The sequence below is a fragment of the Sagittula sp. MA-2 genome (assembly GCF_030126985.1).
Classification (GTDB): domain Bacteria; phylum Pseudomonadota; class Alphaproteobacteria; order Rhodobacterales; family Rhodobacteraceae; genus Sagittula.
The window spans coordinates 686,308-709,778 of the sequence record NZ_CP126145.1 but is presented as its reverse complement, the minus strand read 5'-3'; the positions used below and the strand labels follow the sequence as shown (position 1 = coordinate 709,778).

Genomic DNA, 23,471 nt, shown 5'->3' with positions numbered 1-23,471 from the left:
TCCCGGTTGGTGGTATGAGGCCGGTTACGCCCTTTCAGAGGGCGCCCATGACCTTCTGGTTGAATCCGTAGACGTGGCGCGACCCGCCGATGGGGATCAGGTTGACCTCCCGCCGCTGACCGGGCTCGAACCGCACCGCGGTCCCCGCCGCGATGTCGAGCCGCATGCCCCGCGCCGCCTCCCGGTCGAAGTCGAGCGCCGGGTTGGTCTCCGCGAAATGGTAGTGCGACCCCACCTGAACCGGCCGGTCGCCGGTGTTCGCGACCATGATCGTGATCGCCTCGCGGTTCGCGTTCAGGACGATCTCGCCCTCGGCGGGGAACAGCTCTCCGGGGATCATCTGGTCCACCGCGCCACGATGAGCGCCGCGACCACCAGAACCGCGGCTGCCGTCATGGCCAGCCAGCCCTCGGACCCATGCGGGTGCATGTGCGCTCCGGCCTCATGTGCCACTGCGGGCGCCGCCACCATCGCGGCCGTTGCCGCCAGTCCCATTGCTGTCTTCATCTCGATGTCCCCTGTTTCTCTGCTTTCCAAATACTCAATCGACGCCCGCCGCCCGCTCAGCGGATCGGGTTGTGCACCGTCACCAGCTTGGTCCCGTCGGGAAAGGTCGCCTCGACCTGCACCTCGTGGATCATCTCGGCGATGCCTTCCATGCACTGCTCGCGGCTGACGACCTCTGCCCCGGCCTGCATCAGGTCGGCCACGGAACGGCCGTCGCGCGCGCCTTCGACGACCGCGTCGGTGATCAGCGCGATGGCCTCCGGGTGGTTCAGCTTCACACCGCGGGCCAGCCGCTTGCGTGCCACCTCGGCGGCCATGGCCACCAGAAGCTTGTCCTTTTCGCGGGGGGTCAGTTGCATGCCGTCAAAGTCTCCATGATACGGGCAGCCCGTGGCCGGACAGCAGGTCCAGCGCGGGCAGAAGGGTCTTGCGCAGCGTGAAGCCGTCCTCGGCCAGCACGCGCGCCACAAGCACGTCGGGGCGCAGGAGGGAAGCGCCGCCGGTTATGGGCAGATGCGACCGGAGCTGGGCCAGCCGCCCCTCCGCATCCGCACCGACGTATACAATGCAGGCCATGGCACCGGCGCCGCCGCCCACCGCGGGCCGCGCCATCTGCACGGTCAGGTCGCCTTCAAGCCGCACCGCATCGGAATAGAGCGGCACGCCGTCGCGGCGGATCTCGATCCGGTCGCGCAGCGCTGCGTCGTGCAGCCGTTCGCTCATGGCCGCGCGCCCGAAGATCACCGGCTCCACCAGCAACAGGCGGGCGTCGCCATGCAGATCGGCGCGCAGGCTGCGCTGCAGCCGGGCGCCTTCGAAAAGGATCAGTTCCTGCGGCAGCCAGTCGATCCGGCCGCCCGCCTGCACCGTCAGCCGCGTATCGACCCGCGCCCAGCCGGAGGCCGAACGATACGCCCGCTCCGCCGCCTGGGTGGTCAGCGTCAGGCGGGCGCCGGCGCCTGCCTCCGCGACCTGCGCCAGGCGGTCCCCGCCGGTCAGCCCGCCGGAGGTGTTGATCAGGATGGCCTCGACGGCCTCGGCATTGCGCGGAAACAGCGTCTTCAGGCAGCCGGACGTCCGCAGCCGGTCGATGGCAGAGACACCGCTCCGCGACTTGGCCGACAGCACGAGATCGCCCACCGCCCTCGGCTGGGCGTTCGGGGCGCTTGCGGGCGCCTCCACATCCTCGCGCTGATAAAATGTCACGCGGGTCCCCCGTCTTCCACTTGCACAATTCGTAGACGCCATCCGGCTGTCAGAACAACGATTCCCCAAAATTTTGGCAACCGACCCCGAAATTCCGCACACATTTTGATCACTCCCCCAAATATCAGGTCATTTCATGAGCACACCTAGCGATTCACCATGCGTCACCCGCGCCGTGATTGACCGAACATCGTCTCGCGCCCCCAAGTGACGCTGCCCCTGCAGATGTGACGGATTTCGTCGGGCTTCAGAGGGCGTGCGAAAGCCCAGGATCATCGCCTCGATCACGCTGCCGCACGGGATGCAACAGGAACGCGAGGGACAGGAGCGCGCCTTGCCGCGCCGAGGGACACCTTCGCAGGGAGACAAGAATGAACAGATTCACCAAACTTCTCGCCGGTGCTGCCACCACGGCGATCATTGCCGGCACTGCTTCCGCGCAGGACTGCGCAGAGCCGATCAAGGTCGGCGTCCTCCACTCGCTGTCCGGCACCATGGCCATTTCCGAGACGACCCTGAAGGACACCATGGAAATGCTGGTGGCCGCGCAGAACGAAAAGGGCGGCGTGCTGGGTTGCGAACTCGAAGCCGTCGTGGTCGACCCTGCCTCCGACTGGCCGCTCTTCGCCGAAAAGGCGCGCGAGCTGCTGACCGTTCACAATGTGGACGTGATCTTCGGCAACTGGACCTCCGTGTCGCGCAAGTCCGTGCTGCCCGTGATCGAAGAACTGAACGGCCTGCTGTTCTACCCGGTGCAGTACGAAGGCGAAGAGAGCTCCAAGAACGTGTTCTACACCGGCGCCGCGCCGAACCAGCAGGCGATCCCGGCCGTGGACTACTTCCTCGAGGAACTGGGCGTCGAGAAATTCGCCCTGCTCGGCACCGACTACGTCTATCCGCGCACCACGAACAACATTCTCGAGTCCTACCTGAAGGACAAGGGCATCGCCGCGGAGGACATCTTCGTGAACTACACCCCCTTCGGCCACTCGGACTGGGCGACCATCGTGTCCGATGTCGTGGCGCTGGGTGAAGACGGCAAGCAGGTCGGCGTGATCTCGACCATCAACGGCGACGCCAACATCGGCTTCTACAAGGAACTGGCCGCGGCAGGCATCTCTGCCGACGACATCCCGGTCGTCGCCTTCTCCGTGGGCGAAGAGGAACTGTCGGGTCTGGATACCTCCAACCTCGTCGGCCACCTCGCTGCGTGGAACTACTTCATGTCCGCCGACACAGAGGCCAACGCCGAGTTCATCGAGCAGTGGCATGCCTTCATCGGCGACGAGAAGCGCGTGACCAACGACCCGATGGAAGCCCACTACATCGGCTTCAACATGTGGGTGAACGCGGTTGAGCAGGCCGGCACCACCGATGTAGACGCCGTGCGCGAAGCGATGTGGGGCCAGGAATTCCCGAACCTGACCGGCGGTACCGCCGTGATGGGCGTGAACCACCACCTCTCCAAGCCGGTCCTGATCGGCGAGATCCGTGCAGATGGCCAGTTCGACATCATCTCCTCGACCGAGCCGGTCCCGGGCGATGCTTGGACCGACTTCCTGCCGGAATCCGCGGTGCTCGAGTCCGACTGGAAAGACCTCCAGTGCGGCATGTACAACACCGAGACCTCCACCTGCGTGCAGATCAAGTCCAACTACTGATCTCCTGACAGCGGCGGCGCCACGCGCGCCGCACGCCATCCGGACAGTACGCCGGCATGGCGGGGCACTGACCCCGCCATGTCTCCCGATCTTCCCCATATACAGGCGCTCGCCATGCTTCGTGCCCTCCTCGCGGTTCTCCTGTTGCTCGGACTGCCCGCAACAGCCCATGCCCAGGACCTCCAGTCGATCCTGCAGGAGCACCAGGCAGAGCTGGCCAAGCCCTCCCGCACCAAGGTCGGCCCCGCGCTTGAGGCGCTGACCGCTTCCGGCCTGCCCTCCGTTCCGGTGTTCCTCGAAAGCCTGCGGGACAAGCAGGTCTGGGTCGCAGATGACGGCACGTTCTACATCGTCCGCAAGAAGACCGTGCTGGACGTGGCCACCGCCGAACCCGTGCCCGAGGTAGAGCTTGCCTCCCTCGACCAGATCAAGCCCAACGGCGGCGTCCGCAAGGTGATCTCCGAGGCGCTGGTGCAGTTCCAGCTTTCCGATCCCGACATCGTCCGCCGCCGCGACGCGCTCGACGCCATATCGCGCAACCTCGATCCCTCGCAGATGGAGCCCCTCGCCCGGTCCATCGAGGACGAACCCGACCCCGCCCTCAAGCGCCGCAAGGAACGGCTGATGAACTACCTCGCCGCGCGTTACGGCGAAAACGACGAAGCGCGGATCGAGGCGATCACCTCCCTCTCCGACGACCTCTCCGTCGACGGGCGGGCCGTTCTGTCGCAGATCCTCGCAACCCAGACGGAGATCGCGCAGGAGGTGCCCGACGATGCCAACGTCGCCCGCGTCCTGGAGATCGGATCGGATCTGAGGCGCGAACAGGCCTACGCCATGATCGGCGAGGAAACCGACCTGCCGCCGATCCTGAGCGCCTCGCAACTGAGGTCCGCGCTGGAAACGCAGGTCGAGGACAACAAGATCGCCGGTGTCTCGATCAACACGCTGAACACCCAGGCCGCCCGCGAAGAGGCCTACGACCGCCTCGCCACCGAAGGCGCCCTGCCGCCGCGCGCCACCCCCGAGGGCATCGACGCCACGCTCGCCAGCTGGACGATCTACGAGACCTACCGAGAGGACAACAAGGCGATCACCGACGCCGCGAACGAGGCGCAGGCCGGGGTGCAGACCCGTGTCGCCGCCAGCCAGACCGCCGACCTCGCGCTCGACGCGCTGTCCCTGGCCTCGATCTACTTCCTCGCCGCCATCGGGCTCGCCATCACCTTCGGCGTCATGGGTGTCATCAACATGGCCCATGGCGAATTCATCATGATGGGCGCCTACACCGGCTACGTGGTCCAGCAGTTCATCCCGAACTATACCGTGTCGCTGATCGTGGCCCTGCCGCTGGCCTTCGCGATCACGTTTGCCGCGGGCGTCGCCATGGAGCGGCTGGTGATCCGCTGGCTCTACCATCGCCCGCTGGAAACCCTGCTCGCGACCTTCGGGATCTCCATCGCGCTGCAGCAGCTCGCCAAGAACATCTTCGGCACGCAGGCCCGCCCGCTGACCTCGCCCTCCTGGCTCGATGGCGCCTGGCAGATCAACGAGGTCATCGCGATCTCCTACATCCGCATCGCGATCTTCGTGCTGGCGCTGATGTTCCTCGGCCTGCTCCTCTTCATCCTGAAGAAGACCCGCCTCGGGCTCGAGGTCCGGGCCGTCACCCAGAACCCGCGCATGGCTGCGTCGATGGGCATCAATCCCGACCGCATCAAGATGATGACCTTCGGCCTGGGCTCCGGCATCGCGGGCATCGCCGGCGTGGCCATCGGCCTTTATGCCAAGGTGACCTCGGAAATGGGCTCCGACTACATCGTGCAGTCCTTCATGACCGTGGTCGTGGGCGGCGTCGGCAACGTCTGGGGCACGCTTGCGGGCGCCGGCCTCATCGGCATCCTGCAGAAGGGCATCGAGTGGTTCAACCCGTCCAACACGCTGGCGGCGCAAACCTACATGATCCTCTTCATCATCCTCTTCATCCAGTTCCGTCCCAAGGGCATCGTCGCCCTCAAGGGCCGCGCGGCAGGAGACTGATCACGATGCGCTCCCTCTTCACCTCCGTCCCGCCCGGCTACCCCGTCACCGCGGTCTTCGGCGACGCACCCGAGGACACGCCGCTCCAGGCGCCTTCATCTTGGCTGAAATACCTCGGGGTGAATGCCGCAGGCAGAGGGGCAGAGCCCCTAACGGCCGCGCATCGCGCGGCCGCCCCCGGGCGGCCCGGCCTGCCGGGGCGCAACACCTCCCCCGCCGACCGCGGAGCCGATACATGACCAAAGCCCGACCGACACACCGCAGCTTCTTCGCTCAGAACCCCTCGATCCTCTGGTTCATCGCCATCCTCGGGCTGTTCACCCTCGTCGTGACGGTGACCTCCGAGGCCTTCGGCACCGGCCTGATCTCCACCTCCTTCGTGAAGACGCTGGGCAAGACGCTCTGCCTCTGCCTGATCGCCATCGCCATGGACGTGGTCTGGGGCTACTGCGGCATCCTCTCGCTCGGACACTTCGCCTTCTTCGGAATCGGCGGCTACGCCATCGGCATGTGGCTGATGTACGCCCGGACCGAGACCATCGTGGCTCGCTCCATGTCGAACCAGGTCATTCCGCCCACCGGGCAGGAGATCTCGGACGCCATCGCCTCGCAGATCTTCGGCGTCGTCGGCGCGTCGGAATTCCCGCCGATCTGGGCCTTCGCGCATTCGCTGCCGCTGCAGCTCCTGATGGTCATCGTCGTGCCCGGCCTCCTGGCGCTGGTCTTCGGCTGGCTGGCCTTCCGGTCGCGCGTCACCGGCGTCTACCTGTCGATCCTGACCCAGGCGATGACCTTGGCGCTGTCGCTCTACCTTTTCCAGAACGACAGCGGCCTGCGCGGCAACAACGGCCTGTCGGGCCTGCAGAACATCCCCGGCGCGACGGACGTGCCGCAAAGCGTCATCTCCGTCTACTTCCTCTGGGCCTCCGCGCTGGCGCTGGGTCTGGGCTACGTGCTCTTCGCCTTCGTGACCTCGGGCAAGATGGGCTCCGTCATCCGCGCGATCCGCGACGACGAGCGGCGGGTACGGTTCCTCGGCTACCACGTGGAAAGCTACAAGCTCTTCGTCTTCACCCTGACTGCCGTGGTCTCGGGCATCGCGGGCGCCCTCTACTATCCACAGGCGGGCATCGTGAACCCGGCCGAGATCGCCCCCATCGCGTCGATCTACCTTGCCGTCTGGGTGGCCATCGGCGGGCGCGGACGCCTCTACGGCGCCGTGCTGGGTACCGTCTTCGTCACGCTCCTGTCGAGCTGGTTCACCGGCGGCGGCGCGCCCGACATCAACCTCGGGTTCTACACCGTCAAGTGGACCGACTGGTGGCTGGTGCTGCTCGGCTTCTCCTTCGTGGCCGTGACCCTTTTCGCCCCGCAGGGCCTTGGCGGGCTGGTCGACAAGATCGTGAGGAAATCATGAGCACCCTTCTCGAAATGTCCGGCGTCTCCGTCTCCTTCGACGGGTTCAAGGCGATCAACAACCTGTCCTTCCAGATCGGCGAACCGGAGATGCGGGCCATCATCGGGCCGAACGGCGCGGGCAAGACCACCTTCATGGACATCATCACCGGCAAGACCAAGCCCGACGAGGGCCGGGTGATCTGGGGCGACAAGAACATCTCCCTGCTCGGCATGTCCGAAAGCCAGATCGCCCGCGAAGGCGTGGGCCGCAAGTTCCAGAAACCCACCGTCTTCGAGGCCCAGACCGTGCGCGAGAACCTCGCCATGGCGCTGAAGAACCCGCGCGGCCCCTTCGACGTGCTGTTCTACAAGAAGACCAGGCAGGGTGCCGAGCGGATCGAGGAGATCGCCGAACGCACCGGCCTGTCGGACAGCCTGAACCGCATCGCGGGCGAGCTGTCGCACGGCCAGAAGCAATGGCTGGAGATCGGCATGCTGCTGGCCCAGGAACCGCGTCTGCTGCTGGTCGACGAACCCGCCGCCGGCATGACCCCGGCAGAGCGCGAAAAGACCACCGAGATGCTGGTCGAGGCCGCCAAGACCCGCGCCGTCGTCGTCGTCGAGCACGACATGGAGTTCATCCGCCGCCTCGGCTGCAAGGTCACCGTGCTGTGCGAAGGGTCGGTGCTGGCCGAAGGCTCCATCGACCACGTGACCTCCGACCCGCAGGTCATCGAAGTCTACCTCGGGCGCTGAGGCCGATGCCCCGCCCCGCGCCACACCGCCAAGCCTTCCACGGCCCGCACTGACAGGACAGCCCATGCTCACGCTTTCCGACCTGACCCTGCACTACGGTCACAGCCAGATCCTCTACGACATCTCGATGGAGGCGAAGCCCGGCGCGGTCACCTGCCTGATGGGCACCAACGGGGTGGGCAAGACCTCGCTCCTGAAGGCGATCTCCGGCACGCATCCGCGCTCCGGCGGCACGATGATCCTGAACGGTCAGGACGTGCCGCCCTCCACCCCGCCGCAGGCGCGCGCCCGCGCGGGAATCGGATACGTGCCGCAGGGCCGCGACATCTTCCCCCTGATGACGGTGCGCGAGAACCTCGAAACCGGGTATGCCTGCATCCCAAAGGATCAATGGACAATTCCAGACGAAATCTTCGAGCTTTTCCCGATACTGAAGAGCTTCCTGAACCGCCGCGGTGGCGACCTGTCGGGGGGCCAGCAACAGCAGCTCGCCATCGCCCGCGCGATGATCGCGCAGCCGAAGCTCCTGCTGCTGGACGAACCGACCGAGGGCATCCAGCCCAACATCATCAAGCAGATCGGCGAGGTGATCAAATACCTGCGGTCAAAGGGAGACATGGCCATCGTTCTGGTCGAGCAGTTCTTCGATTTCGCCTATGAGCTGGGCGACCATTTCGTCGCGCTGGAACGGGGCCGTGTGATCCATAACGCCACCCGCGCGGATACGGATCGCGACGAGCTTCTGGCCAAGGTATCGGTCTGATCTCGCGCCGGCATTCGCCTTAAATGCAAGGGACATTGGCGGTCGCGCAGCCGCTCCGGGCGACGGCTTGTTAATGGATTTGGGTTCACCTTGGGTCACCTCCAGCGAAGGGGACGGACAAGAGATGACCCACGATTTTGAAACCAAACTGAAGACTTACCAGCTTGACGGCGAACACCGCGAGATGTTGATCAAGGCTGGCGTGCTCCTCCTGCCGGAACTCGACACGGTGCTGGAAAATTTCTACGCCCGGGCGACGGCCAATCCCGAAACGGCTGCTTTCTTCGACGGGCCCGACCGCATGGCCTTTGCCCGGTCAGCCCAGAAGAAGCACTGGGAACGTATCCTGACCGCGCAGTTCGACGCCGAGTATTTCGCCTCGATCGAGCGGATCGGCCGAACACATGCGCGGATCAAGCTGCCGCTCGAATTCTACATGGCGTCCTATTCACAGGCGACGTCGGATCTGGTGTCGATCTTCCTGAAGAAGTGCCGCATCGGATTCCGCGGGCGTTCGGTGGACCTGATCCGCAACCAGATCGGCGTGCTGGTCCGCGCCTTCTCACTCGATATCGAGCGTGTGGTGGAGACGACCTTCATGGTCCTCGCCGAGGAACAGACCTGCGCCTTCCAGCACATCAACACCGCCATCGACAAGATGGCCGCCGGGGACCTGACGCATGTGATCCCATCGGCTGAGACAAGCGATTTCCCCGCCACCTTCGATCCGGTGCGGCGCAAGCTGAACGAGGCGACGTTCAAGCTCGGACAGACGCTGGCACAGGTGTCGGCGACGATGGACAGCCTGCTCGGCATGATTTCCGACGTGAACACCGGCACCTCCGACCTGTCGAACCGCACGGCCAGCCAGGCGGCATCGCTGGAGGAAACGGCGGCGGCGATCCACGAGCTGACAGAAAACGTCCGGCAATCGTCCGACAACACAAACCGGGCGAAGTCCGTGGCCGACGACGCGGCCCGCACGGCAGAGGCAGGCGCCGCCACGGTGGCCGAGGCCTCGGAGGCAATGGGCCGTATCCAGACCTCCTCCGACCGGATCACGCAGATCATCGGCATGATCGACGACATCGCGTTCCAGACAAACCTCCTTGCGCTGAATGCAGGGGTTGAGGCGGCGCGCGCAGGCTCCGCCGGACGCGGCTTTGCCGTCGTCGCCGAAGAGGTCCGCGTGCTGGCCGGCAATGCCTCCGACGCGGCCAAGCAGATCAAGGACCTCGTTTCGGCCAGTTCGCAGGAAGTGGGCTCTGGCGTGGACCTGATCCAGCGCGCGGCAGAGACGCTTCAGACCATCGTCCAGAACTTCGACCACGTGGCGCAATTGTCAACGGACATCGCCTCTGCCTCGCGCGAGCAGTCGACGGCCCTGAGCGAGGTCAACGCGGCCATCGCGCAGATGGACATGGTCACGCAGCAGAACGCCGCCATGGTCGACGAGACGACGACCGCGACGGAACGGATGCGGCAGGAGGCGACCGGGCTGCAGACGATCCTCATCAAGCTGAAGGTGCCGGAACTCGACGCTCCGGCGACGGTCAGCGCAACGTCACGGGCGGCCTGATCCGGGCCGCCTCAGAAACCGGTGGCGTCGAGGAAGTGCAGAAAGCGCATCCAGTCATGGGGCAGCATCTCGTGTCCTCCCGGGCGCAGATGCCACCCCGACGCTCCGCGCAGGATCTGTCGGCCCGGGTCCCACATGGACGCCACATCGGGCCAATCCTCTCCGCCGACCGTGGTGAGCGCCAGGTAACTGCCCACCGGATCGGCCCAGAGGTCGCCCACCGCACCGGACAGGTACAGCCGCCGCGGGGCGCAGAGAGCGAGCAGAGCCTGCTGATCCGGTACGCCATTGGCCCCAGGACCACCCTGCCGAAGCCAGTGCGGAAACCTCCCGATCAGTTGCGCGCGGGTTTCGCCGATGCCGTGCACCTCGGGCGCGGCACCGCAACAGCCGGACGCATTGGCCCAGACAGCCGTGATTCTGGTATCCTGCGCCGCGGCCCAGAGCGCCGCCTTGCCCAACCGCGAATGCCCGGCCACGGCAAGGCGCTTGGGGTCGATCCCGGGCAAGCGCTGCGCCACATCGAGCAAACGCATGATCGCCCAGGCCCAGAGGGAAATCGCACCGGCATCTGTCGCCCCGGTCAGCGGCCTCACCCCGGTATCGTCCCAGGCAGCCTGCGAATCCGGCACCCACGACCCGTAGCAACTGACGAGCACCGCGTATCCCCGGTCGCAGAGCATCTTCACCGGCCAGCGGTAGGCGATCGCCCCGCGCTGGAACTCCTGCAATGGGCCATGCCCTCCCAGCGCCTCAGGCGCTTGCACCATGGCGTAAGGATCACAGGGGAAAACGTCAGAGGTGGTGATGCCCACGGGACCAAGGAAGTCCAGCCCCGCCACCAGCGGAAACGGCCCGGCGCCCGGCGGCAACCACAGCCCGGCATCGACCCGCAGGCGACGCACCCCGACCGTCACCTCGATGACGATCCGCTCCATGCCGGGTTCGGGGGTTGCGATGCGTTCGAACGACACGGCATCCGGCGGGGCAGGCAGTGCACCGTAGAGCGCGTCGAAGTCCTCCACCCCGCCGGCCATCGCCGGCAGGGTTGTCAGCCCGGTCCATGCCTCAGGCGGGCAGCCAGCCATCGTAGAGCGGGAATTCAGGCCCCAGCGGCAGGTTGACCGGCAGGCCTGTGCGGGACGACTGGTAGATCGCGCTGACGAACTCCAGCGACCGGCGTCCGTCGGCCAGAGTCACCTCGCGCCCGCCCTTCCCGGCCAGGGCCTCTCCGACCGCGCGGAAGAACCCGGTGAAGCCGACATCCTGCGGGCCGACCCCGGACAGCACCTCTTCGATCTGCTCGGCCGTGACCGGTGCGCGCGGGGTGAACTGCCATGCGGACTGGGCGGGCTTGTAGGGCGACAGGCCGGTCTCGACCGTCACGCCCTCGAAGACCAGCCGCATCCGCGTGGTGTCCGTCGCCGCGCCCAGAGTGACCGAGGACGTCAGGACCGCGCCACTCTTCATGCGCAGCGACAGGGCGGCGCAGTCCTCCACCTCGATCTCGTTCACCCGGGTCGCCAGTTCGGCGTAGACGCGCGCGACGGGGCCGAGGAACGCCGGAAGGAAATCGTGGATGTGGATCGCGTGGCCGAGAATCGCGCCACCCCGCTCTCCGGCCCATGTCCCGCGCCAGTCCACGGCGTAATAGGCGGCATCGCGGTTCCAGTGCGTCTCGATCGTGCCGGCATAAAGCTTGCCCGCCAGCCCGGCGTCGACGATGGCGCGCAGCTGCGCGGTGCCGAGGCCGAAACGGTATTGGAACACCGGAAAGACCCTGCCCCCGGTCTCTGCCGCCTTGGCGATCAACTGGTCCGCCTCGGCCAGCGAGGCGACGAGGGGCTTTTCGCAGACCACGTCCTTGCCCGCCTCCAGCGCCCTGAGGCAGGCAGATAGATGCAGGTGCGGCGGCAGGCAGACGTCGATCAGGTCGACATCCGACGCCAGCACCGCGTCGAAATCCGCCGTCGCCGGGATACCATGGCGAGAGGCGACCGCCTCGGCCCGGGCGAGGTTCAGGTCGCAGACCGTCGCCACCTCGAACAGTTCGGGGAGTTCGGCATAGGCGGCGAGGTGTTCGGCCCCGATGCCCGCGCCGATGATGGCGACCCGCGTCACAGTCCGTCCGCCTTCATCTGCGCCCGGATCGCGATCTCCATCGTGCGGAAGGTGTGGGCCTGCGTGGCAGCCGTTTCCGTCCGGTCCTGCACGTCCGCGATGAGGCGCCCGAAGTAGGGCAGTTCCACATCGCGGCAGTCGATGTGCACGTTCTCCTCCGCGTTCACGAGATAGAGGTTATCGGTGCGGTGCGGCTGTCCGATGTCGGTGTATTTCCGGCATTCAATGGTGCCCTCAGTGCCCAGCAGGAAGAGCCGCCCGTCGCCCCAGGTGGGCAGGCCGTCCGGGGTGAACCAATCGAGACGCAGGTAGCCATGCCCCTTGTCGCCCACCAGGGTCATCTCGCCGAAGTCTTGGAAACCGGGATACTCGGGGCGGGTCGTGTTCTCTGCCAGCGCATGGGCGATGGTTACGTCGGTGGAGCCGGTGAAATGCAGGAACTGGTCCACCTGGTGGGAGCCGATGTCGCAGAGGATGCCGCCGTACCGCTCCTTCTGGAAGTACCACTCGGGGCGCGTCTTCAGGTTCTGCTTGTGGGGGGCCAGCGTGACAACCTGCACGACGCGTCCGATGGCGCCCGCGGCCGCCAGTTCCGATGCCTTGGCCGCCGCCCGCACCTGAAACCGCTCGGAGAAGTTCACCGACCAGATACGGCCCGTCCGGGCCACGCAGTCGCGGATCGCGTCGAGCTGCTCCAGCGTGGTGCAGCCCGGCTTGTCGACCATGACATCCTTGCCCGCTTCCATTGCCTCGATCGCCAGTGCGGCGCGGTCGGCCGGCACGGCGGAGATCAGGATCATGTCCAGATCGGCGTCGAGGATCTCGCGCCGGTCGCTGACGCGGGCCACCTCCGGGAAGACCTCGTTGAACTTGTCCTCGGTAACGGCGGGGCCGTCCGTCCAGTATTGCGCGCAGGTACACCCCAGCGCCTTCATGCCGCCGAGCATTCCGAAGATATGCCCGTGGTCGATGCCCAGTACGCCCAGCTTCAGGCTCATGTCAGATATCCTTCAGGGAAACGGTCGTGCCGGTGCGCCCGGCCTTTTCGAGTGCCGCGATCAGGCGGTGCACCTCCAGCGCGTCGCGCCCCGGGACAAGCGGCGCACGCTTGTCGGTCAGAGAATGTGCGAAGTCCTCGATCACGAAGCGGTGCCAGTCGGAGGTGAAGGCCATCGGGTCCGCCCCCGCACCCGAGGTCGCAGCCTGCCCCAGCACCTCGGACGCGCCGTCGCGGCGGTCGATCTTCAATTGCCCGGCTTCGAGGTGCGCGGAGCCCTCGGCGAAATGCAGGGTGACGGTCTCTCCCCTCCCCGGGAAGCTGGCGGTCGTCGCGAACAGTTGCCCGACCGCGCCGTTGGCAAAGCGCAGCCCGGCGCAGACGAAGTCCTCGGATTCCATGTCGTGGAACCCGGTCGTGGCGGACATTGCTGAGACCTCGGCCACCGAGCCGGTCAGCGACAACATCAGGTCCATGGTGTGGATCGCCTGAGAGATCATGACCCCGCCGCCGTCGCGCGCGTAGGTGCCGCGGCCCGGCTCATCGTAATAGGCCTGCGGACGCCACCACGGCACGTTGACCTCGGCCATGCGCAGGGGTCCCAGGTCGCCGATCACCGCGCGCAGGTCGGCAACGACGGGGCGGGCGCGGTGCTGGAGCATGATCCCCAGCGGCACGCCCGCCGCCTCGCACCGTTCGACCAGAGCGGTGGCGGCTTCCAGCGTGCGCTCCACCGGCTTCTCCATCAGGATCGGCTTGCCCGCCGCAGCCAGCGTCTCGACGATCTCGGAGCGCGCGTTGGGGGGTGTCGTCAGGATCACGAAGTCAACGTCGGCGGCGGCGATCTCGTCCACTCCCGACGCCGCCCGCGCGTTCAGTTGCGGCCAGTCGGAAAGGAATGACTCGCGCGCGTCTGGGCTGCGCGCGTAGACCAGCGACAGGTCCACCGTCTCGCAGTTGGCAATCGCGTCGCCGTAGGTCTTCGAGACCATGCCAAGGCCGATCAGTGCGCATTTCACCGTGTCATCTCCAGTGTCTTTTCGTCTTCCCCGAACAGATGGAACGCTTCGGTGGGGAATGTCACGCCGATCTGTTGCCCGCGCTTCAGCGGGATCTGGTGGGCGTGCTGCACGGTCAGGCGTTCGCCGTTCGCGAAGGCGCCGTAGATGTAGGTCACGGCGCCGAGATGTTCGTAGTTCTCGACCGTAATGACCTCGTCCCCGTGCCCGTCGAGCGAGACGCCGATCCGTTCCGGGCGGATGCCCAGCGTGACCTTGCCCGCGTGGGCGCAGGGCACGTCGCGGACCATCCCGCAGTCGAGCTTCAGCACACCGCCTTCCAGAACCCCGTTCAGAAAGTTCATCTGCGGCGCGCCGATGAAACCTGCGACGAAGCGGTTCGCCGGGGTGTTGTAGAGGTCGAGCGGCCGGCCCACCTGTTCGATCCGGCCGCAGCGCAGGACGACGATGCGGTCGGCCATGGTCATCGCCTCGATCTGGTCGTGGGTGACGTAGATCATCGTGTTGCCAAGCTTGGCGTGCAGGTCGCTGATTTCCACCCGCATCTGCAGCCGCAGCTCGGCGTCGAGGTTCGAGAGCGGCTCGTCGAACAGGAAGATCACCGGCTCGCGCACGATGGCGCGTCCGATGGCCACACGCTGGCGCTGGCCGCCGGAAAGTTGCCCGGGACGGCGCGACAGCAGGTGATCGATCTGCAGCATCTTCGCGGCGGCGTCCACGCGCTGCGTGATCTCCTCGCGCGGCATGCGCATGTTCTCCAGCCCGAAGGACAGGTTCTGGCGGACCGACATGTGCGGATACAGCGCGTAGCTCTGGAACACCATGCTGAGACCGCGTTCGGATGCGGGGATGCCGTTCACCCGCTTGCCCTTCAGCACGATGTCGCCCGAGGTCGGATCGTCCAGCCCCGCGATCAGCCGCAGCAGCGTCGACTTCCCGCAGCCAGAGGGGCCGACGAAGACCACGAACTCGCCGTCCTCGATGGCGAGGTCGATGCCGTGGATCACGTCGACGGGGCCAAAGCTCTTGCGGATCTGGTTCAGCTCCAGCGCGTGGGTCGTGTCGGTCATGTCAAACCTGTCATTTCAGCCCGGTCGTGGCGATGCCGGTGGTGATGAACCGCTGCAGCCAGACGAAGACCAGCGTGATCGGGATCAGCGTCACCACGGTCATGGCAAGGATGTAGTGGAAGTCGGAGTTGAACTCTCCGGCGAACTGGGTGAGGCCCAGTTGCAGCGTGTGTTTCGTCGGGTCGGAGATCAGAACGATCAGCGGCCAGAGGAAGTCGTTCCAGCGCCAGATCACGCTAAGGATGGCCAGCACGCTGAGCGCGGGCAGAGAAAGCGGCAGCACGATCCGCCAGAAGATCCGCCATTCCGACGCCGCATCCATGCGCGCGGCCTCCAGCAGTTCGTCGGGAATGGTCAGCATGTACTGCCTGAGCAGGAAGACCCCCGTAGGCGTGGCGGCGGCGGGAATGATCACGCCCCAGAGCGAGCCGAAGATGCCGAACGACCAGACCACGAAGAACAGTGACACGAGGATGATCGAGGCCGGGATCAGCAGCGTGGCGACGATCAGGATGGTAAAGGTCAGCCGCCCGGGAAAGCGGTACTTCGACAGCGCAAAGGCGGCCATGGCGTTGATCAGCAGCGTGATCAGCGTCGCCGCCACCGTGACGAAGACGGAGTTGGCGAGATAGGTAAAGAAGTTGAACGTCTCCTGCCCGTTCCGCTTCAGGATCGGGTCGAGGTAGTTCTCCACCGCAACGCGCATTTCCTCCTTCTCGCGTAGCTGTTCGCGCGGCACCTCGAAGACGTCGTCGGGGGCGTCGAGCCGCGCCACCTCCGTGATCTTGCGCGTCGGCCCTGCCTTGAAGACCAGCGCCTCCGTGCCGTCCTCCGCCGTCCAGATCCAGACGGGTTTCTCCCCCACGCCGTCGATCTCCTGCATCACCTGGCTCATCGGCAGGATGCGGGTATCGAAGCTGTCGACGGCGGTCTCGGGCTTGATGGAGGAGAACAGCGTCCAGAGCACCGGCACCAGGATGACCAGCACGCCCAGCACGAGGTAACCGTAGGCCAGCACGTCCTGGATGCCGATGCGTTCGGCGGTCTCGCGGTTGCCGGAGGTGCGGGAAAGGAAGGTGGCGACGCTCATGCGGGTCTCCGCCCGTGGTGCGGGTGGTGGGGGCGGATGCCTCCGGCGGAGGTATTTCGGCCAAGGCGAAGGGCGGGCGCCTTTCTTTGGGTGGATGGCGTGTGTGTCACAGGTCCGATTGCCTCCGTGTCAGCCAGAGCTGGAAGAAGGTGAAGACGGCGATGACGACCGCCATGAGGATGGATCCGGCGGCCGCCTGTCCGTAGTCGGGGTGGTTCGAGGAGAAGGCAACCTCGTAGATGTTCTGCACGACCATGAAGGTTTCGCGCCCGGGGCCACCGCCGGTCAGCAGGTAGACCTCGTCGAAGATCTGGAAGGAGCGGATGAGCGAGAGCACGAGGACGACGGTCAGGGTTGGCATGACGAGCGGCAGGGTGATCCGGCGGAAGGCGCGGAAGGGTTTCGTCGCGTCCATCTTGGCGGCTTCGTAGAGGTCGGCTGGGATCGCCTGAAGGCCGGCCAGCAGGATCAGCATGTAGAAGCCCATGTGCGACCAGCAGAAGACGAAGACCAGCCAGAAGAAGGGCCAGCCGGTGTTGGGCGTCACCAGCCAGTTCACCGGGCGGTAGCGCCCGAAGTCGAAGACCGCGTCGAACTGGATCGACAGCAGCATGAGGACGGCGGCGATGCCGAAGCCGATCACCGCCGCGCGGGCGATGGCCCGTTCGCTGGCCACCAGCCACAGGAGCAGCGCCGCCAGCGCCAGCCCCAGCCAGCCGCTGCCGGGCAGGCCTACCATGGACAGCGGCTGTGCCCATGCGGTCAGGAGCGCGAAGACCCCGCAGAAGACGCCCGCCCAGGCGGTGGAGAGACCGCCCTCGCCGCGCAGGGTGCGCTCGGAGACCACCATCAGCACGATGCCGAAGACCACGGTCGCCGCGATGTCGAAGCCCGACAGCCCGGCGAGTGTCGAGAGCGTGTCCTGCGTGCCGCCGATCGCGGCGTTCAGTGCCCCCTTGCGATGCAGGACCCAGTTCCAGATGTTGGCGATGACCACCGGCGACAGCATCACCGGGTAGAAGAACATTGCCCGCCAGAACCCCCTGCCCCGGATGTTGCGGTTGACCACCAGCGCGGTCAGTAGCGCCACCACGACCATCACGGGCACCTGGATGACCACGAACCAGAGCGTGTTGAACATGCCGGTCCAGAAGTTGTAACCGGCGTTGCTGCAGGTCTTGGGGATGAAGATGTTCGCGCAGTCGAAGATGTCCCGGTACTTCTCCAGCCCGACGAAGGGCCGGTCGAAGAGCGCGATGGACGATCCGCCGGTCATCGAGACGTAGACGTTGAGGATCATCGGCAGGAAGGTGAAGAAGCCGAAGATCAGCATGTTCGGCAGGAGCAGCGCGTAGGGCACGCCGATCCGTCCGAACAGGCTTTGCGACAGCTCCACCGGGAACCCCAACAGGTCGGCGAAGAAGCGGGGCACCTGCCGGAGGGTGTAGCTGCGGTGGCTCAGAAGCCACGCCGCGCCCCCCACGACCCAGGCAAGCCCGAGGATGGTCATCGCCAGTCCGGCCGGTGTCATGGTCTCTCCCGTTCCAAGGGGGCTGCGGCGTGACGGGGCGGACCGTAGGCCGCCCCGTGCGCATCCGTCAGCGGGCGTTGGTTTCCAGTTCCTCGGAAATCTTCTCCATCGCCTCGTCCAGCGTCAGTTCGCCGTTCATCGCGGCCGAGAGGTACTGCACGGTCGCGTTGTACATGACGAAGCCGAACTGCGAGCCTTGGAGGTCGTAGGCCTGCGGCGTCTCTTCGGCGGCGGCAGCGGCCATATCGGTGAAGGTCTTGAGCGCTTCGGCCACCGCTTCGGTCGCGCCGGCGCCTTCGTAATCCAGGCCTTCCTTCTGAAGCCCGGCGTGCGCCGGGATCGCGAAGGTGCGGGCGTACCACTCGCGCGCCTGTTCCTCTTCGCCCATCCAGCCGACGAAGGCGGCCGCGGCGGCTTCCTTCTCCGCATCGCCGGACTTGAAGGCCACGAGACCCGCGCCGCCCGGCATCACGCCGCAGCCCTCGGGACCGCAGGGAACGGGAACCACCTTCCAGTCGAAGGCGTCGCCAACGTTGTCCTGCACGTTCGAGGTGTTCCACGATCCGGACATGTAGAACGGCACTTCCTGGTTGAAGAACAGCTCGTTGCCGTTGGTGTACTTGGCGCCCGATGCGGCGGGCCATATGTCGGCGGGCATAAGGCCGCTTTCATGCCAGTCGAGCATCATCTGCGCGAAGGTCCTGAAGCCTTCGTCGACAATCAGGTTGCCTTCGCCGTCGAAGTACTTGGCGCCGTAGGACATGGCCGGACCGGCGGAGCGGTGGCCGGAGCGGTCCATCACCATCCCGGCGTAAGATCCCGTCTCGTCCATGACCGCCTGCGTGGCTTCTGCCCACTCTTCCCAGGTCGCGCCCGGTTCCGGCAGGTCCACGCCAGCTTCCTCGAACATGGTGAGGTTCACGTAGGGACCGGTCACCGTCATCTCGGTGTGGAAGCCGTAGATGCCGCCCTCGGTGCCCGCACGGTACCACGGCAGGACCGCGCCATAGGCGGCTTCCCATGCCTCGGCATCGACGTGAGGGGTCAGGTCGACGTAATAGGGGTGCATGCCGCCAAGGTTGGTGACAAACGACAGGTCCGGCCCGGTGCCCGCCTCGAGCTGGATCGGAAGCTGCTCGCGGATCACGTTGTAGCCCACGGCGTTGAGCGTGATCTGAACGTCCGGGTTCTGCTCCTGGTAGCGTTCCGCGAACTCCTGGATGATGGCTGCCTTGCCGTCCACGTCCGAGATCATCAGGTCGAGTTCCACGGCCTGGGCCGCTCCGGCGGTCAGGGCAAGGGCCGAAACGGATCCGGCCACGACGGCGCGCAGCGCTCCGCGTCTTGTCAGCATTACGAATTCCTCCCATGTCGTCCCCGCTTTGCCGCAGGGATCTGCCGGGATACTGCGGTCGGTCGCGGCCCGGGTCAACCTGCTACCGACCAGATTGATGCACGATTGCTACTGCCCCTCGATGCGCTGGCCCGCGGGGGATTTTTCGCAAGGGGAAAGCTCTCCTTTACCTCGGCCGCGTTAAGCCTTGGAGTTAGATACCGAAGGACCAGCCCATGAAACTCGGAACACTTTCCGACAGCCTGCATCAACTGCCGTTCGAAGAGATGCTGGACACCGCCGCCACGCTTGGCCTGGCCGGGGTGGAGGTGAACGTCGGCGGCTGGTCGGGGACACCGCATGCAGATGTGCCGACGCTTCTGTCGGATGTGAGGGCGCGCGATGCCTACCTCAGGGCGTTCGCCGCCCGCGGGCTGGAGATCTCGGCGCTGAATGTGACCGGCAATGCGCTCAACCCGTCGAGCCGCGACCATGCCGACGCGCTGGCAGATGCCATCCGGCTGGCAGGTGCGCTCGGGGTGGGAATTGTGGTCACCACGTCCGGCCTGCCCGCCGCCAATGCCGCCGACACCGCGCCGAACTGGATCACCTCTTCCAACTCGGCCGAAAACACCGCGGCGCTGCGCTACCAATGGGAGGACGTGCTCTATCCCTTCTGGACGGGCATGGCGGCGTTGGCGCGGGAAAACGGCGTGTCCAGGATCGCGATCACGATGCATGCGGGGCAATGCGTGCACAACGTCCACACGTTGCAGAACCTCCGGGACGTCATCGGCCCGCAGATCGGCGCGAACCTCGACCCGTCGCAACTGATGTTGATGGGGGCCGACCCGATCAGTTCCATCGACGCGCTGGGGGATGCGCTGTACCGGGTCCATGTCACCGACATCATGATCAACCCGCCGGTGCTGGCCACGACCTCGTATATCGACACCGGCTGCCTGACGGACATCAATGCCCGCGCGTGGAGTTACGCCACCCCCGGCTACGGTCATGACGAGGACTGGTGGGCACGATTCGCGTACCGGTTGTGCCTGAACGACTACGATGGCTGGTTGTCCCTCGTTCACCAGGACCAGGTGCTCTCGCCCAAGGCCGCACTCGAGAAATCGACCAGCGTCATGCGCCGGGCGCTGCCCGGACCGCTGTGCGCGACACGGTCCTGACGGGCGGCGCGCCTCGGGGCAGACCGTGAATGCCCGTCAGTGCGGGCGGTGTCTCGCGGCGCCTGTCTGCCCAGATGCCCCCGGTAACAGGTGCTCTGGCCAGCGCTAACATTTCCCGAAGAATTTTCTTGTCAGGTCAGGTCCGCCGTGCCAACGATGGTATACCAAAGCCGCAGCGGCACGAAGACCCGCGCAAAATCAGCGGCACTTGGAAGGGAGGAAGACGGACGAAACGACAGCGCCGCTGTCGCCTTTCCGCACGTCGAACGGATCGTTCTCTCCCTGTTCTGAAACGGCGGCGCGCCATACGCCGCTGACGACAAACAAAGCCCGCACCCGGCACGTCAGAGGCCGGGGCGGACAGGGAGGACCAGACCGACATGAGCCTTATCGAATTGAAAGGCATCACCAAAAGCTTCGGCGCCATCCATGCGCTGAACGGGATCGACCTGACGATTCAGCCCGGCGAGGCCGTGGGTCTCATGGGCGACAACGGCGCCGGCAAGTCGACCCTGATGAAGATCATCGCCGGCAACTTCTCTCCGACGGCGGGCAAGATCCTGATCGAGGGCAAGCCAGTGCACATGACCAGGCCCATCGAGGCCAGGGAAAACGGGATCGAGATCGTCTACCAGGACCTCGCGCTCTGCGACAACCTCACGGCGGCGGCGAACGTGTTCCTCGGGCGGGAAATCTCGACCGGGGTCTGGCCCTTCCGCAAGCTCGATTACCAGGCCATGTATGCCAAGGCGGGCGAACTCTTTGGCGAGCTGAAGTCCGAGACCCGCCCCCGCGACCTGGTCAAGCAGATGTCGGGCGGCCAGCGGCAGGCGGTCGCCATCGCCCGCACCCGGCTGTCGGACCCGAAGCTGGTACTGATGGACGAACCCACCGCCGCGATCTCCGTCCGGCAGGTGAAGGAGGTCCTCGCCCTCATCAAGCGCCTGAAGGACACCGGCCACGCCGTCATCCTCGTCAGCCACCGCATGCCGGACGTCTTCGACGTCTGCGACCGGGTCGCCGTCCTGCGGCGCGGCACCAAGGTGGCCGACAAGCGCATCAACGACACGACCCCCGAAGAGGTCACCGGACTCATCATCGGAGCGATCGAAGCAGCATGACCGACACCACCCCCACCGAAGATCACGCCAAGACGGCGCAGCAGCCGATCGACCACGCGGCCATCGACGACAGCATCACGTCGCGGCAGGAGGTCACGGGTTTCGGAGCCATGATCCGGACCCAGCCCTTCTGGGTCTTCATCGCGATCCTGTTCATCGCGCTGGTCATGAGCTTTGTCTCCGACGCCTTCATGACCGAACGCAACATGTTCAACATCACCCGCAACATGGCCTATTTCGGGATCATGGCACTGGGGATGTCGGCGGTGATCTGTACGGCCGGAATCGACCTGTCCGTCGGCTCCCTTCTGGGGCTGTGCGGTATCAACCTCGCCCTCGTGCTGCAGGCCGGATGGGGGGTCGAGGCCGGCTTCGTCGTCTGCATGGTGACCGCCGCCATCGTCGGTTTCATCAACGGCGTGCTCATTGCCTACGTCCGGCTCGCGCCCTTCGTGGTGACGCTGGGCATGCTGGCCATGGCGCGATCCGTCGCGATGGTCGTGTCGAACAACAAGATGATCTACGAATTCGGCCCCGACCAGGAGATCTTCGAATGGATCGGCGGCGGCGACGTTCTGGGCATTCCGAACGTCGTATGGGTGCTCATCATCATGACACTGCTGTTCCTGTGGGTCTGGCGCTTCACCCAATGGGGCCGTTGGGTCATCGCCATCGGCGGCAACGCCCATGCGGCAAAGCTGGCCGGTATCCCGGTCGAGCGGGTGATCGTGTCGGTCTACATGGTGTGCTCCATGTGCACCGGGATCGCGGCCTTCATGTTCATCGGCTACACCGGCTCGGCCACCAACGCGATGGGCGTCACTTACGAGCTGAACGTCATCGCGGCGACTGTCATCGGCGGCGCCAACCTGATGGGCGGCGTGGTCTATGCGCTTGGCGCGCCCATCGGGGCCGCGCTGGTCGAACTGATCCGGAACTCGCTTCTGCTCGCCGGGATACCCGCGCTTTGGCAGCAATTCTTTGTCGGTCTGTTCCTCATCCTCGCGGTGCTCCTGGAACAGATCCGCAATCGCGGGGGCAAATAACCCCCGGACTTTCATGCTAATTCAGGGAGGATATACGCATGAAGAAACTACTGACGGCCACGGCCCTGCTGGGCGCCCTCGCGGCACCGGCCTTTGCCGAAAGCCACGGCGGCTACACCTTCGCCCTCGTGCCCAAGGCGATGAACAACCCGTTCTTCGACCTCGCCCGCGACGGCTGCTACAAGGCGCAGGAAGAAATCGAAGGCGTGACCTGCGAATACATCGGCCCCGGTGAGCACACCGAGCTGGAGCAAATCCAGATCGTGCAGGACCTCATCACCAAGGGTGTGGACGGCATCGCGGTGTCGCCCTCGAACGCGCCCGCCATGGCGAAGACCCTGCAGGAGGCCGAAGCCGCAGGCATCCCTGTCATCACGTGGGACGCGGACCTTCTGGAAGAAGACAAGGGGCTGCGCGCGGCCTTCGTCGGCACCAACAACTACGACATCGGCGTCGAACTTGCGAAGCTGGTTCAGGCCCGTCACCCTGACGGCGGCACGATCTGCCTGCAGACCGGCGGTGCCGCTGCGGCCAACCACAACGAGCGCCTGAAGGGTGCGCGTGACACGCTGGCCGGCGAGGACATGGGCGAAGCGCCGGGCAGCATGCTGGACGGCCAGGGCGGCTGGACCGAGATCTCGGGCTGCCCGCTGATCACCAACGACGACGGCAACGTCGCCGTGCAGGGCATGACCGACATCCTTGCGGCGAACCCCGACCTGACCGCGTTCCTGTCGACCGGCGCCTTCACCCAGTGGTTCGACAACGCTTATCGCGGCGCGGCCGAGCCCTACAAGGACAAGATGGCCTCCGGCGACCTGACCATCGTCGTGGCAGACACCCTGCCGATGCAGGTCGCGCAGACCAAGGACGGTCTGGGCAACGGTCTGGTCGGTCAGCGTCCGTTCGAGATGGGCTACCTCGCCATGCAGATGCTCAAGGACCTGAAGGAAGGCGGCTCGCTTGAGGATCCTACCTACACCGGTCTCGACGTCTGCACGAACGAGAACATCGACACCTGCGTCGAATAAGACGATACAGGCTAC

At 65.8% G+C, this 23,471-nt stretch carries 23 protein-coding genes; 11 read left to right on the top strand and 12 right to left on the bottom strand.

Annotated features, from left to right (window positions below; translation table 11 throughout):
• Window positions 1-34: 34 nt before the first annotated feature.
• The 4 genes from QNI11_RS03600 to QNI11_RS03585 are packed head-to-tail and all read right to left on the bottom strand — an operon-like array spanning window position 35 to window position 1,647.
• Window positions 35-340 (bottom strand): urease subunit beta, encoded by a 306-nt coding sequence (locus tag QNI11_RS03600; RefSeq protein WP_283982376.1) that lies wholly within the window; start codon window positions 338-340, stop codon window positions 35-37.
• On the bottom strand, window positions 337-507 hold the full coding sequence (locus QNI11_RS03595) for a peptidase M23 (RefSeq protein ID WP_283982375.1): 171 nt from the start codon (window positions 505-507) through the stop codon (window positions 337-339). The genes QNI11_RS03600 and QNI11_RS03595 overlap by 4 nt, the downstream gene beginning before the upstream one ends.
• A 56-nt stretch (window positions 508-563) precedes the next feature.
• On the bottom strand, window positions 564-866 hold the full coding sequence (locus tag QNI11_RS03590) for an urease subunit gamma (protein WP_283982374.1): 303 nt from the start codon (window positions 864-866) through the stop codon (window positions 564-566).
• A gap of 4 nt (window positions 867-870) precedes the next feature.
• Window positions 871-1,647, bottom strand: a complete 777-nt coding sequence (locus QNI11_RS03585; protein ID WP_283983479.1) for an urease accessory protein UreD — start codon at window positions 1,645-1,647, stop codon at window positions 871-873.
• Between the two features lie 437 nt (window positions 1,648-2,084).
• Here QNI11_RS03585 and urtA point away from each other — a divergent pair, with 437 nt between their 5' ends.
• The 7 genes from urtA to QNI11_RS03550 all read left to right on the top strand — a co-directional run bounded on the left by urtA (window position 2,085) and on the right by QNI11_RS03550 (window position 9,910).
• Window positions 2,085-3,374 carry an urea ABC transporter substrate-binding protein gene (gene urtA, locus QNI11_RS03580; protein ID WP_283982373.1) on the top strand — a complete coding sequence of 430 codons (1,290 nt, stop codon included), beginning with the start codon at window positions 2,085-2,087 and terminating at the stop codon, window positions 3,372-3,374.
• Between the two features lie 114 nt (window positions 3,375-3,488).
• Window positions 3,489-5,414 (top strand): urea ABC transporter permease subunit UrtB, encoded by a 1,926-nt coding sequence (urtB, locus tag QNI11_RS03575; RefSeq protein ID WP_283982372.1) that lies wholly within the window; start codon window positions 3,489-3,491, stop codon window positions 5,412-5,414.
• Window positions 5,415-5,419: 5 nt separating this feature from the next.
• Window positions 5,420-5,653, top strand: a complete 234-nt coding sequence (locus tag QNI11_RS03570) for a hypothetical protein (RefSeq protein ID WP_283982371.1) — start codon at window positions 5,420-5,422, stop codon at window positions 5,651-5,653.
• Complete coding sequence (urtC, locus tag QNI11_RS03565; protein ID WP_100927824.1) at window positions 5,650-6,831, top strand: urea ABC transporter permease subunit UrtC; 1,182 nt, start codon at window positions 5,650-5,652, stop codon at window positions 6,829-6,831. Before QNI11_RS03570 ends, urtC begins: the two co-directional genes overlap by 4 nt.
• Window positions 6,828-7,568 carry an urea ABC transporter ATP-binding protein UrtD gene (gene urtD / locus QNI11_RS03560; protein WP_100927825.1) on the top strand — a complete coding sequence of 247 codons (741 nt, stop codon included), beginning with the start codon at window positions 6,828-6,830 and terminating at the stop codon, window positions 7,566-7,568. The genes urtC and urtD overlap by 4 nt, the downstream gene beginning before the upstream one ends.
• 64 nt (window positions 7,569-7,632) lie before the next feature.
• Entirely contained in the window at window positions 7,633-8,331 is a 699-nt protein-coding gene (gene urtE / locus QNI11_RS03555; RefSeq protein ID WP_100927826.1) for an urea ABC transporter ATP-binding subunit UrtE, read from the top strand.
• 124 nt (window positions 8,332-8,455) lie between these two features.
• Window positions 8,456-9,910, top strand: coding sequence for a methyl-accepting chemotaxis protein (locus tag QNI11_RS03550; protein WP_198521823.1), 1,455 nt, complete (start codon window positions 8,456-8,458; stop codon window positions 9,908-9,910).
• An 11-nt stretch (window positions 9,911-9,921) separates the two neighbouring features.
• On the opposite strand, the gene QNI11_RS03545 is transcribed toward QNI11_RS03550, so the two are convergent.
• The 8 genes from QNI11_RS03545 to QNI11_RS03510 form a co-directional block, all read right to left on the bottom strand.
• Entirely contained in the window at window positions 9,922-10,998 is a 1,077-nt protein-coding gene (locus tag QNI11_RS03545; protein WP_283982370.1) for a hypothetical protein, read from the bottom strand.
• Window positions 10,979-12,031 (bottom strand): Gfo/Idh/MocA family protein, encoded by a 1,053-nt coding sequence (locus tag QNI11_RS03540; protein ID WP_283982369.1) that lies wholly within the window; start codon window positions 12,029-12,031, stop codon window positions 10,979-10,981. The genes QNI11_RS03545 and QNI11_RS03540 overlap by 20 nt, the downstream gene beginning before the upstream one ends.
• Complete coding sequence (locus tag QNI11_RS03535; RefSeq protein ID WP_283982368.1) at window positions 12,028-13,029, bottom strand: Gfo/Idh/MocA family protein; 1,002 nt, start codon at window positions 13,027-13,029, stop codon at window positions 12,028-12,030. Before QNI11_RS03535 ends, QNI11_RS03540 begins: the two co-directional genes overlap by 4 nt.
• 1 nt (window position 13,030) lies before the next feature.
• Entirely contained in the window at window positions 13,031-14,047 is a 1,017-nt protein-coding gene (locus QNI11_RS03530; RefSeq protein ID WP_283982367.1) for a Gfo/Idh/MocA family protein, read from the bottom strand.
• Window positions 14,044-15,117 (bottom strand): ABC transporter ATP-binding protein, encoded by a 1,074-nt coding sequence (locus tag QNI11_RS03525; RefSeq protein WP_283982366.1) that lies wholly within the window; start codon window positions 15,115-15,117, stop codon window positions 14,044-14,046. The genes QNI11_RS03530 and QNI11_RS03525 overlap by 4 nt, the downstream gene beginning before the upstream one ends.
• A 10-nt stretch (window positions 15,118-15,127) precedes the next feature.
• Window positions 15,128-16,207, bottom strand: coding sequence for a carbohydrate ABC transporter permease (locus QNI11_RS03520; RefSeq protein ID WP_283982365.1), 1,080 nt, complete (start codon window positions 16,205-16,207; stop codon window positions 15,128-15,130).
• Window positions 16,208-16,313: 106 nt separating this feature from the next.
• Window positions 16,314-17,738: a carbohydrate ABC transporter permease gene (locus QNI11_RS03515; RefSeq protein ID WP_254698345.1), complete on the bottom strand. Its 1,425-nt coding sequence runs from the start codon at window positions 17,736-17,738 to the stop codon at window positions 16,314-16,316.
• Window positions 17,739-17,805: 67 nt separating this feature from the next.
• Window positions 17,806-19,092 carry an ABC transporter substrate-binding protein gene (locus QNI11_RS03510; RefSeq protein ID WP_283982364.1) on the bottom strand — a complete coding sequence of 429 codons (1,287 nt, stop codon included), beginning with the start codon at window positions 19,090-19,092 and terminating at the stop codon, window positions 17,806-17,808.
• A 215-nt stretch (window positions 19,093-19,307) separates the two neighbouring features.
• Between QNI11_RS03510 and QNI11_RS03505 the strand changes: the two genes are divergently transcribed.
• The 4 genes from QNI11_RS03505 (at window position 19,308) to QNI11_RS03490 (ending at window position 23,456) form a co-directional block, all read left to right on the top strand.
• Complete coding sequence (locus tag QNI11_RS03505; protein WP_283982363.1) at window positions 19,308-20,258, top strand: sugar phosphate isomerase/epimerase; 951 nt, start codon at window positions 19,308-19,310, stop codon at window positions 20,256-20,258.
• Window positions 20,259-20,638: 380 nt separating this feature from the next.
• The gene (locus QNI11_RS03500; RefSeq protein ID WP_283982362.1) at window positions 20,639-21,379 is read left to right on the top strand and encodes an ATP-binding cassette domain-containing protein; all 741 of its coding nucleotides are present in this window, start codon (window positions 20,639-20,641) and stop codon (window positions 21,377-21,379) included.
• Window positions 21,376-22,425: an ABC transporter permease gene (locus tag QNI11_RS03495; RefSeq protein WP_283982361.1), complete on the top strand. Its 1,050-nt coding sequence runs from the start codon at window positions 21,376-21,378 to the stop codon at window positions 22,423-22,425. Before QNI11_RS03500 ends, QNI11_RS03495 begins: the two co-directional genes overlap by 4 nt.
• A 38-nt stretch (window positions 22,426-22,463) precedes the next feature.
• Complete coding sequence (locus tag QNI11_RS03490; protein ID WP_283982360.1) at window positions 22,464-23,456, top strand: sugar-binding protein; 993 nt, start codon at window positions 22,464-22,466, stop codon at window positions 23,454-23,456.
• Window positions 23,457-23,471: the final 15 nt, after the last annotated feature.